This is a genomic window from Microbacterium sp. zg.Y909, assembly GCF_024626565.1.
Genome location: NZ_JANJFJ010000159.1, coordinates 1 through 9,857, shown reverse-complemented (window position 1 = coordinate 9,857; position 9,857 = coordinate 1). Strand labels below are relative to the sequence as shown.

Genomic DNA, 9,857 nt, shown 5'->3' with positions numbered 1-9,857 from the left:
GTGCAGGTGCGCCTGAACGAGCTCGGCGCCGACGCGGTCGCGGCGTACACCACCGCGTCGCGCGTGGACTCCCTCGCCGTGGCGCTGCTGCAGTCGCTGGGGCTCGCGGTCTCGATGTACGTCGCGCAGAACTTCGGCGCGCGGCGCCCCGACCGCATCCGCCGCGGCGTCGTGCAGGCGGTGTGGATGTCGATCGCGGCCTCGGTCGTCGTCGGTGCGCTGCTCGTCGTGTTCGGCAGCGGCGTGGTGCGCCTGTTCGTCGGGGAAGGCGCGGATGCCGTCGTGGGCCTTGCCGCCCTCATGCTCGTCATCAATGGCGTCAGCTACAGCCTGCTGGGCGTGCTCTTCGTCGTCCGCGGCGCCCTGCAGGGCCTCGGGCACGCCCTCATCCCCACCGTCACCGGCGTGATCGAGCTGGTGATGCGCGTCGTCGCCGCCGTCGTGCTGGGCGGGCTCATCGGCTTCGCCGGCGTCGCCTGGAGCAACCCGCTGGCCTGGTTCGGGGCGGTCGTGCTGCTCGTGCCGGCCTACATCCGCGAGCACCGGCGCCTGGCCGGCATGCCGGTGCTGCCCGACACGGTGACCCCCACGACGCCGATCGCCGTGATCGGCCCCGTCGACGGATCGATGGCCGTTGACGCCGTCGTGACCCAGCCGGTGCCGGTGGTGGCGCCGGCCACCCGCGCGCAGCGGCTGCGTCGGCGCGTGACCCAGCGCCCGAGACGCCGGCGCGACCGCGCGAGCTGAGCCGACCACGGCTCGCGACCCTGGCGACGACGCAGCCGGCTGTGCGACCATCTCACCGTGGCCGAACGCACGCCCCAGGATCTGCAGACGCTTGTGCTGCTGCGCCGCGTGCGTGACCGCATGGACCGCGAGTACGCGCAGCCGCTGGATGTGGCATCCCTCGCCCGCGACGTGCATATGTCGGCCGGCCATCTGAGCCGGCAGTTCAAGCTCGCCTACGGGGAGTCGCCGTACGCCTACCTCATGACCCGGCGCATCGAGCGGGCCATGACCCTGCTGCGCCGAGGCGACCTCAGCGTCACCGAGGTGTGCTTCGCCGTCGGCTCATCTTCGCTGGGCACGTTCAGCACCCGGTTCACCGAGCTGGTCGGAGTGCCGCCCAGCGTCTACCGAGAGCAGGGGGCACCGTTTCGCGCCGGCATGCTGCCGTGCATCGCCAAGCGCCTCACCAGACCGGTCAGGAATCAAGAAGCGCAGGACGCCTCCGCACTCGTACCGTGACGGTCATGGACATCACGATTCAATCGAGCTTCCTGCCGCACACCGACGCCGAGGCATCCGTCGCGTTCTACCGCGACGTGCTCGGGTTCGAGGTGCGGCTCGACGTGGGGTATGAGGACATGCGGTGGATCACGGTCGGCCCGGTGGGCCAGCCCGACACCGCGATCGTGCTGCATCCGCCCGGCGTGGGGAGCGACCTGACCGATGACGAACGCGAGGTGCTGCTCGAGATCATCGCCAAGGGCAGCTACTTCGGCGTGAACCTCGCCACCGACGACCTCGACACCGCCTTCGCCGCGGTCGCCGCGGCCGGCGCCGACGTCGTGCAGGAACCCGTCGACCAGGACTACGGCGTGCGCGACGCCGCCTTCCGCGATCCGGCCGGCAATCTCATCCGCATTCAACAGAACCAGAAAGGCTGATCATGACCGACACCCGCACCGGTGAATCCGGCTTCAGCGCGGCCGAGCGCGCCGCAATGAAGCAGCGCGCCGCCGAACTCAAGACCCAGGCCAAGAACGGCAAGGGCGGCGCGAAGAAGCAGAGAGAGGCGCAGGCCTGCCTCGACGCCATCGCCGCGCTCCCCGAGCCCGACCGCACCATCGCCGAGCGATTCCACACCGCCGTCACCGAGACCGCGCCGCACCTGGATCCGAAGACCTGGTACGGCTTCCCCTCGTACGCCAAGGACGGCAAGGTGGTGACGTTCCTGCAACCGGCGTCGAAGTTCGACACCCGGTACGCCACGATCGGGTTCAACGAGGACGCCGCGCTCGACGACGGGGAGTTCTGGGCCACGTCGTTCGCCGTGCTCGACTACACCGACGCGGTGGACGAGAAGATGCGCGCGCTGCTGAAGAACGCGGCCGGCTGAAGGACTTCTTGCGCGCGCACGGCCTCGCGTGGATGCTGGGCGGTGACGCACCCGACAAGGAGGTCTTCCGTGCAGAGAATCGTCCCGAATCTTTGGTTCGACCACAACGCCGCGGAGGCCGCGGAGTTCTACACGTCGGCGTTCCCCGGCGCGACGTCGACCGTCACCGCGCGCTACCCGAACGAGGGGCTGCCGGGCTTTCAGAGCGACTTCGCCGGAGCGGAGCTGACCGTCGACGTCGAGATCGACGGGTACCGGCTGAGCTTCATCAACGCGGGGCCGGAGTTTCGGCCGAACCCCTCGGTGTCGTTCATGCTCAACTTCGACCGCATGCTCTTCGGCGGCGACGCGAATGTCGCGCGTGAGCGGCTCGACGCGCTGTGGGAGCGCCTCGTCGACGGGGGCGAGGTGATGATGGAGCTGGCCGCGTACCCGTACAGCCCTCGCTACGGGTGGGTCCAGGACCGCTACGGCGTCAGCTGGCAGCTCATCCTCGACGAAGACGGAGACGAGCCCCGGCCCTTCCTCATGCCCAGCCTGATGTTCGGCGGAGACGCCCAGAACCGCGCCCGCGAAGCGGTGGAGTACTACACGTCGCTGTTCGAGGGATCGCGCATCGGCACGATCGCGGAGTACCCCGAGCAGGCCGGCCCCGCCCCCGCCGGGGCGATCATGTTCTGCGACTTCCAGCTGGAGGGGCAGTGGTTCACGGCGATGGACTCCGCCGTGCCGCAGGACTCCTCCTTCACGTGCGGCGTCTCGCTCGAGGTGAGCTGCCCCGACCAGGCCGAGATCGACAGGCTCTGGAGCGCGCTGTCGGCGGTGCCCGAGGCCGAGCAGTGCGGGTGGCTCGCCGACCGGTTCGGTCTGAGCTGGCAGATCGTGCCCGAGAACATGGGAGAGCTGATGCGGCGGCCGGGCGCCTACGCCCGCATGCTCGACATGCACAAGCTGGTGATCGCCGACTTCTGAGCCATCAGCGGACGACGTCGCCGGCATCCACCGACACGATGCGATCGTCGCTGGCACGTTCGTCGCCGCGCCCGTCGGTGTTGTTGGTGACGATCCAGACGCGTCCGTCGGGAGCGAGCAGCACGTCGCGCAGGCGCCCGTACGCACCGGCGAAGTGATCGACCGATGCCGCGGGGTCATCGGTCGGCACGGCGCGCAGGGTCTCTCCGCGCAGGTTGGCGATGAGCACCGTGCCGTCGACGATCGCGATGCCGCTGGGGCTCGCCTGCGCCGTCGGCCACTGCGCCACCGGGTCGACGAAACCCGGCTCGGATGCCGCGCCCTCCACGACCGGCCAGCCGTAGTTGGCGCCGGGCTCGATGACGTTGAGCTCATCCCACGTGTTCTGCCCGAACTCGCTCGCGAACAGGCGCCCGTCCTCTGCCCAGGCCAGGCCCTGCACGTTGCGGTGGCCGAGGCTGTACACCGGCGACTCCGGCGTGGGGTTGTCGGGCGGGATGCCGCCGTCGGGGGTGAGCCGCAGGATCTTGCCGTTCAGCGCGGTCGCGTCCTGCGCGGCCTGCGAGTCACCGGCATCGCCGACGGGGACGTACAGCATGCCGTCGGGACCGAACGCGATGCGCCCGGCGTTGTGCGTGCCCGACGCCGGGAGGCCCTCGATGACCGTGCGGGGGGAGCCGAGCGTGAGCGCGCCGGGCTCTCCCGACAGGGTGAACGCCTGCACGCGGTTTCCCGCCGCCGTCGTGGCGTAGACGTAGAGCGCGCCGTCCGCGGCCGCCAGCCCCAGCAGCCCGCCTTCGCCACCGTGGGCCACGTCGTCGATCACCGCCAGCTCCCGCAGCTCGCCGGCGGCGGTCCACTCGAACACGCGGGCGGTGTCGCGCTCGCTGACCAGCACCGACGAGCCCACGGGAGCCAGCGACCACGGCGCGTCGAGGCCGGTCACCACGTCGAACGGCGGGCTCGGCGCCGCCGTCGCCGTCGTCGTCGCCGACGCCGAGGGGGTGGGCGTCTGAACGGGTGCTGCCGACGGCACCGTCGTGCGTTCGGCACCGCATGCGGTCACGAGCCCCGCGGCGGCGAGCACGGCCAGCGCGGCAAGCACGGCCGGTGCGGCGCGTCGGGACCTCCGGGCGGTGATGTTCACGGGACCTCCGCAAGGACGGGAGGCCAGGTTACCCGCGCCACGACGCGGCGCGACAGGCTTGCGTCCGAGGGTCTCCCAGCCGACGACGACCTAGACTGGAGGCATCCCATCTCTTGAGCTGACGAGTTCCGCCGTGTCTGACACCACCCCCCGCACGTTCGACGTGCGCCACCTTCAGTTGGCGCGCGCGCTGTTCGCGCTGACCGCGGGCATCATGATCACCTTCTCGCCCGACCACTCCGCGGTCGTCGGGATGGCGGTCTTCAGCGGGTTCGCGGTCGCGACCGCCCTCGTGCTGCTGCTGTCGGTATGGCTGGTCTTTCCGTCCGGCCAGCGCTGGCCCTCGGTGCTGCTCGGCATCCTCACCCTCGTCGCTGGCATGATCGGCGGCGCGCCAGGGCTGCGCACCACCACGGTGTTCTTCGTGCTCGTCATCGTCTGGGCGCTGGCCACCGGGGCCGCCGAGCTCGCCGCGGGCATCGCCGCCCGCCGCCGCGCCGCCGCGCTGTCGCCGGCGGCTTCGGACGCCCGCGACGCCATCGTCGTCGGCGCCGTCACGCTGCTTCTGGGGCTGGGCATGCTGGTCGTGCCCGCCGGCTACCAGCTGGACTACTTCGTCGACGAAGCCGGTCAATGGTTCACCCTCACCGGCATCGTCATCGGCGTCGGCATCTTCGGCGCGTACGCGGCGGTGATCGGGGTGTACCTCGGCATCGCCGGCTTCTCGCCGCGGCGCACCGAGACCGATACCGCACCCCCGGTCGTCACCCACTCCGGAGGCATGTCGTGACCGAACCCACCCGTCCCACCCGTCGCGAGCTGCTCAAGCCCGTACAGCTGCTGGGCCTCGCCTTCGCTGCCGCCGCTTTCGCCGGCATCGTGACGTTGCTGTCGATGGGCGCGCTGCAGGCCGGACCGCCGGAGGACACCCAGCGCGCCGTCGTCGTGGCGCTGATCGTCGCGGGCATCTCGTTCATCGTCACCCTGGTGGGGCTGGCGCTGCTGATCCTCGTGGTCGACCCGGCGCAGGTGGCCAAGCCGATCGACGGACCGGTCATGCGCACCGACCGCAGCGATCGCGATGACGCCGGGACGGCGCCCGAGGCCGACGACAAGCGCTGACACCGCGCCCGCTCGGCGCCGCGAGTACTCACTCGGCGAGGCGAATACTCACTCGGCGATGAGGGTGTCGACCAGCTGCTCGGCGAGCCCGGTGTAGTCGGCCGGGGTCAGCGCCCGCAGGCGCTCCTTGGCGGCGTCGCCGATGTCGAGGCCGTCGACGAACTCGGCGAGCTCCGCCGCGCCCACCCGGCGACCGCGCGTGAGGTCCTTCAGCAGCGCGTACGGGTCGGTGATCTGCGAGCGGCCCGCAGCGATCTCGGCGCGCACGACCGTCTGGATCGCCTCGGCGAGCACCTCCCAGTTGGCGTCGAGGTCGCCCAGCAGCACATCGCGCGACAGGGAGATCTCGCCCAGGCCCCGCTCGAGGTTGTCCAGCGCCAACAGCGAGTGGCCGAAGGCGACCCCGATGTTGCGCTGCGTCGTCGAGTCGGTGAGGTCGCGCTGCTGGCGCGAGGTCACGAGGGTCTGGGCGAGCGTGCCGAAGAGGCCGCCGGCGATCTCGAGGTTGGCCTCGGCGTTCTCGAACCGGATCGGGTTGATCTTGTGCGGCATCGTCGACGATCCGGTGGCGCCGGCCACGGGGATCTGGGCGAAGAAGCCCATCGAGATGTAGGTCCACACGTCGGTGGCGAGGTTGTGCAGGATGCCGCCGGCGTGCCGGGCGCGGTCGTAGAGCTCGACCTGCCAGTCATGCGACTCGATCTGTGTGGTCATGGGGTTGAACCCGATGCCGAGCCCTTCGATGAAGGTGCGCGACAGCTCGGGCCAGTCGACGTCGGGGTCGGCGGCGAGGTGGGCCGACCAGGTGCCGGTGGCTCCCGAGAACTTGGCGAGGTACTCGCCGCCGGCGATCTGCGCGGCGACCCGCTCGAGCCGCCAGACGAAGACGGCAAGTTCTTTGCCCATCGTGGAGGGAGTCGCCGGCTGCCCGTGGGTGCGCGAGAGCATGGCGGCATCCTTGTGCTCCACCGCCAGCGCCCGGAGCTTGTCGATGACCGAGCGGAGCTTGGGCAGCCACACGCGCTCCACGGCGCGCTGCACGGTGAGCGCGTACGAGGCGGAGTTGATGTCCTCGCTGGTGCAGGCGAAGTGCGCCAGCTCGGCGATGGCATCGAGGCCCAGTGTCGACAGGCGGTCGCGCACGAGGTACTCGACGGCTTTCACGTCGTGCCGGGTCACGGCCTCTTTGTCTGCCAGCCAGTCGATCTCGGCCTGGCCGAAGTCGCGGTACAGGGCACGGAGGGCGTCTTTGTCGCCCGGCTGCAGGGGAGTGGTGCCGAAGAGCGAGCGGTCGGTCAGCGCGATGATCCACTCGACCTCGACCTCGACCCGGGCGCGGTTGAGGCCTGCCTCGGAGAGGTAGTCGGCAAGGTCGGCCACGGCGGCGCGGTAGCGCCCGTCGAGGGGGCTCAGCGGCTGGGGGGGCAGGGACGTGGGCACGGGGACTCCGATCGCCGGCGCGGTGGAACAGATCGCTCAGCGGGGCTGACGGACCGCGGGTTCGAGTTGCCGGAAGAGGGCCCGGCACGCGCTCTCGATCATACCGAGCACCTCATCGAACATCTCCGGCCCGCCGTAGTAGGGGTCGGGCACGTCGAGGTGGTCGCCCGCGCTGGAGTCGAACGTTCGCAGCAGCGACACCTTGTCGGCGTCCGCGGTGCTCGGGGCCCACTCCAGCAGGATGCGCTCGTGGCTGCGGTCCAGCGCCACGACGAGGTCGGAGCGGTCGAAGTCCTCCTGGGTGAACTGGCGGGCCCGGTGGAGCTCGCCGTCATAGCCCTGGCGGGCGAGCGCGCCGAGGGTGCGCGCATCGGCGCGCTCGCCCACGTGCCAGTCACCGGTGCCTGCGCTCCACGACGAGACGCGGTGGTCGAGTCCTGCCCGTCGGGTTAACGAGCGGAACACGATGTCGGCCATGGGGGAGCGGCAGATGTTTCCGGTACAGACGAAGACGACGCGGAATGGGTCCACGGCGACACTCATCCCCCCATCATGGCGATATCGACGCGCTCTGCACAGAGCCGGTTTTCCGCCGGCTGTCCCCGGCGCGGCCGTGAAGGCGCCGCCGGGGCACGGGCAGGGGCGAGAGTCGAACCCATGACCCTGGATCTGCGCGACGACATCGCCGGCGTCGATGCCGCCCTGCACAGGCTCACGGCGATCCAGGCGGGTCTGGACGACGTGCGGGCGCGTGCGATGGGGATGGCGCGCGAGACGGACTGGCAGTCCAGCGCGGCGCGGGCGTTCCGCGACGCGGTGGACGCCTGGGTCGAGGGTGTGGCGCGCATCGACCGGCCGATGGTGCAGCTGCGGGAGCGCCTCGTGCAGACCCGCGACCGCCTCGAGAGCAGCTGGACTCCGGAGCCGTGAGCGACCTCGAGATCCGCGGCTCGGGGCCGATCGCGGTGGACACCGCGTCTTTGGATGCCGCCGCCGGCGGCTTCGAACTGGTCGCCGCCGCACTCGACGATGACGCCGACGCGCTCGCGGCCGTGGCGACCGACCTGTCCGGCGTGGTCTTCGCGGAGCCGGAGACCGGCGACGCCCGCGCCCTCAGCCGGGAGGTGGCGGCATCGGCCGATGAGGCACGGGCCCTCGCGGCGCGGCTGCGTCACGCCTCGGCGGTGTACGAAATCGTCGAGCTGCGGGCCCAGCTGGTGGCGGCCGAAGCGGGGGGCGACGGCGCGCAGATCATGCGCGTGCGGGTCGCGCTGCTGCTGGCGCGCGCCACCGACCCCGAGGCGGCGCGGGCGGCGGATCTGGCGCTGCGCGCGTGGCGAGCAGACATGGGGACGGCGTTCGGGGGCCAGCTGCTGGCGCTGGGGATGCAAGCGGGGCCGCTCACGCTGGGCGCGCTCTCGGTCGGCCTGCCGGTGTTCCGGCAGGCGGTGCGCGCCCACGGTGGCGGCACCGTCGACGTCGGGGAGCGGCTGACGGGACACCCGCCGCCGGTGGCCGCCGTGCCGCTGCGGCAATCGGCGCGGGGAGCGGCCCCCGCCTCGCTCGCCGAGGCAGCGGCCCGCATGCCGGGCGAGGGCGACGCGCGCGTGCGGGTGGAGAAGTACACCATGCCGGATGGCACCCGGCAGTTCGCGGTCTACATAGCCGGGACGCAGACGGCGGCTTCGGGCGGTGAGGACCCCTTCGACATGCAGTCCAACCTGGAGCTCTATGGAGGGGAGACCGCGGCGTCGTACGCCGTCGTGGTCGATGCGCTGCGCGCGGCCGGCGCAGGCGAAGGCGACGCCGTGCACGCCTTCGGCCATTCACAGGGCGGCATGATCGCCTCGCGGCTGGCGACCGAGGGCGGCTTCGACACCCGCACGGTCGTGACCTTCGGGTCGCCGGTGGCGGCGGATGTGGGCGCGGGCACCCTGAGCGTGAGCGTGCGGCACGCCGACGACCCCGTCGCGGCGCTGGCCGACGGGGGCCTTCCGGCCGTCGTCGGTGCGCCGGGGAGCTTCGTCGCCGAACGCGTCGCGCACCCGCGGGCGCACGTCGGCGACCTCACGCTGCCCAGCCACCACATGACCGCTTACGCCGAGACGTCGGCGATGCTCGATGCGAGCACCGATCCCCGCGTGCAGCCGCTGCGCGATGTGCTCGGGGAACTGGGCGCCGCGGCATCCGTCGAGACGACGGTCTGGGCAGCGGCGCGCCGTGACGAGCGGCTCAGTCGCGGCGACGGCGCTGCGGGCGCAGGATGATGCCGAAGAACCAGTTGATGAGCGAGATCACGATCGCGGCGACCACGCCCCACCAGAAGTCGTCCAGGCGCAGTCCCCAGTGCCAGAACCCCGTGATCCACGCCGTGAGCCACAGCAGGAACCCGTTGATGATGAACGAGATCAGCCCCAGGGTGAGGATGTACAGGGGGAGCGCGACGATCTTGATGACCGTGCCGATGATCGTGTTGACCAGCGCGAAGATCGCGGCGACTGCGAGCAGGGTCAGCACGAGCTGCAGGGTCTCGCCGGGTGGGAAGGCGATCACCGTGACCTGCAGCGCGGGGATGAGGGTCACGACCCAGATCGCGAAGGCGTTGACGACGACGCGGATGATGAAGCGCATGCCCAGCAGTGTCCCATGCCGCGGCGCGACGCCGTCGCGAATTGCCGGTGCCGCCCGCGCGCGGGTTCTCGGCCGTGCTTTGGGGGCGGCGCCGCGCTTGTAGGCTCGGAATGTGACTGAGGCCCCCTCGCCCGCGCCCGTGCGGATCCGTCCCGAGATCGCCGCCCTCCCGCCCTACCGGCAGGGGAAGCAGGCCGGCGCCGATGCATTCAAGCTCTCCAGCAACGAGAACCCCTTCGAGCCGTTGCCGAGTGTCGTCGAGGCCCTGCGTTCGGCGATCGCCGTCAACCGCTATCCCGACGCGTCGGCGTCGCGGCTGCGCGCCCGGCTGGCGGCGCGGTTCGGTGTCAGCAGCGACGCGGTGCACGTGGCGGCCGGCAGCGTGTCGATCCTGCAGCAGCTGGCCCTCGCGACGGCAGGCGC

General features: G+C 71.4%; 13 protein-coding genes and 1 pseudogene. 10 read left to right on the top strand and 4 right to left on the bottom strand.

Annotated features, from left to right (window positions below):
* From NQ160_RS12500 to NQ160_RS24880, 5 genes are all read left to right on the top strand, one after another.
* The coding region (locus NQ160_RS12500) for an MATE family efflux transporter (RefSeq protein WP_257515556.1) at positions 1–747 on the top strand (747 nt) is incomplete at its 5' end.
* A 120-nt stretch (positions 748–867) separates the two neighbouring features.
* Positions 868–1,248: a helix-turn-helix transcriptional regulator gene (locus NQ160_RS12495; protein ID WP_257515557.1), complete on the top strand. Its 381-nt coding sequence runs from the start codon at positions 868–870 to the stop codon at positions 1,246–1,248.
* 5 nt (positions 1,249–1,253) lie between these two features.
* Positions 1,254–1,670 (top strand): VOC family protein, encoded by a 417-nt coding sequence (locus tag NQ160_RS12490; protein ID WP_257515555.1) that lies wholly within the window; start codon positions 1,254–1,256, stop codon positions 1,668–1,670.
* 2 nt (positions 1,671–1,672) lie between these two features.
* Positions 1,673–2,122 carry an iron chaperone gene (locus NQ160_RS12485; RefSeq protein ID WP_257515554.1) on the top strand — a complete coding sequence of 150 codons (450 nt, stop codon included), beginning with the start codon at positions 1,673–1,675 and terminating at the stop codon, positions 2,120–2,122.
* A 69-nt stretch (positions 2,123–2,191) separates the two neighbouring features.
* Entirely contained in the window at positions 2,192–3,094 is a 903-nt protein-coding gene (locus NQ160_RS24880) for a VOC family protein (RefSeq protein WP_257515553.1), read from the top strand.
* 4 nt (positions 3,095–3,098) lie between these two features.
* Here NQ160_RS24880 and NQ160_RS12475 read toward each other — a convergent pair whose 3' ends face one another.
* Complete coding sequence (locus tag NQ160_RS12475; protein ID WP_257515552.1) at positions 3,099–4,241, bottom strand: PQQ-dependent sugar dehydrogenase; 1,143 nt, start codon at positions 4,239–4,241, stop codon at positions 3,099–3,101.
* A 133-nt stretch (positions 4,242–4,374) separates the two neighbouring features.
* Between NQ160_RS12475 and NQ160_RS12470 the strand changes: the two genes are divergently transcribed.
* Positions 4,375–5,031, top strand: coding sequence for an acyl-CoA synthetase (locus tag NQ160_RS12470; protein ID WP_257515551.1), 657 nt, complete (start codon positions 4,375–4,377; stop codon positions 5,029–5,031).
* Complete coding sequence (locus NQ160_RS12465; RefSeq protein ID WP_257515550.1) at positions 5,028–5,363, top strand: amino acid transporter; 336 nt, start codon at positions 5,028–5,030, stop codon at positions 5,361–5,363. The genes NQ160_RS12470 and NQ160_RS12465 overlap by 4 nt, the downstream gene beginning before the upstream one ends.
* Positions 5,364–5,411: 48 nt before the next feature.
* On the opposite strand, the gene purB is transcribed toward NQ160_RS12465, so the two are convergent.
* The gene (gene purB / locus NQ160_RS12460) at positions 5,412–6,803 is read right to left on the bottom strand and encodes an adenylosuccinate lyase (protein WP_257515549.1); all 1,392 of its coding nucleotides are present in this window, start codon (positions 6,801–6,803) and stop codon (positions 5,412–5,414) included.
* Positions 6,804–6,839: 36 nt separating this feature from the next.
* Positions 6,840–7,346, bottom strand: a complete 507-nt coding sequence (locus tag NQ160_RS12455; protein ID WP_257515548.1) for a low molecular weight protein-tyrosine-phosphatase — start codon at positions 7,344–7,346, stop codon at positions 6,840–6,842.
* 114 nt (positions 7,347–7,460) lie between these two features.
* Between NQ160_RS12455 and NQ160_RS12450 the strand changes: the two genes are divergently transcribed.
* Positions 7,461–7,733: a hypothetical protein gene (locus tag NQ160_RS12450; protein ID WP_257515547.1), complete on the top strand. Its 273-nt coding sequence runs from the start codon at positions 7,461–7,463 to the stop codon at positions 7,731–7,733.
* Positions 7,730–9,070: a hypothetical protein gene (locus tag NQ160_RS12445; protein ID WP_257515546.1), complete on the top strand. Its 1,341-nt coding sequence runs from the start codon at positions 7,730–7,732 to the stop codon at positions 9,068–9,070. Before NQ160_RS12450 ends, NQ160_RS12445 begins: the two co-directional genes overlap by 4 nt.
* Here NQ160_RS12445 and NQ160_RS12440 read toward each other — a convergent pair.
* A complete protein-coding gene (locus NQ160_RS12440; protein WP_257515545.1) occupies positions 9,036–9,434 on the bottom strand; it encodes a phage holin family protein in 399 nt (132 codons plus the stop codon). The genes NQ160_RS12445 and NQ160_RS12440 overlap by 35 nt on opposite strands.
* 112 nt (positions 9,435–9,546) lie before the next feature.
* On the opposite strand from NQ160_RS12440, the pseudogene NQ160_RS12435 reads away from it, so the two are divergent.
* Positions 9,547–9,857, top strand: a pseudogene (locus NQ160_RS12435) (aminotransferase); the annotation flags it as partial.